This is a genomic window from Xenorhabdus santafensis (assembly GCF_033949405.1).
Taxonomy (GTDB): Bacteria; Pseudomonadota; Gammaproteobacteria; order Enterobacterales; family Enterobacteriaceae; genus Xenorhabdus; species Xenorhabdus santafensis.
Genome location: NZ_VCDN01000272.1, coordinates 1 through 358, shown reverse-complemented (window position 1 = coordinate 358; position 358 = coordinate 1). Strand labels below are relative to the sequence as shown.

The window sequence follows — 358 nt, the reverse complement described above, 5'->3', positions numbered from 1 at the left end:
CGACGCCACCGGACATCCCGATGACAACGCGTGTTTCATGAGGTAGTTTGTTCATCATGTCACCTCCCATGCTAATTTTGTGTTAATCGCTTCACGATTTTCACTGTTTCGTACGCCGCTTTTTCAATTTGCTCTTTCGTATTTCCAAGACCGAAACTAAAGCGTACGGATGAACGTATTTGATCGGAGTCTTTTCCAAACATCGCTACTAATACATGTGATGGATCAATCGAACCAGCTGTACAAGCAGAACCACTTGATACTGCAATGCCAGCTAAATCTAAGTTCACAAGAAATGGTTCAATGTTCATTCCTGTAAAACTGATATTCAACACATGTGGTAAGCGATATTCCAAGT

1 protein-coding gene is annotated in these 358 nt (G+C 41.6%); it reads right to left on the bottom strand.

The annotated features are described in order from the left end of the window. Positions 1-71 precede the first annotated feature (71 nt). Positions 72-358 (bottom strand): aminotransferase class V-fold PLP-dependent enzyme (locus FE392_RS22470; RefSeq protein WP_319931905.1); only part of this gene is annotated, 287 nt, incomplete at its 5' end.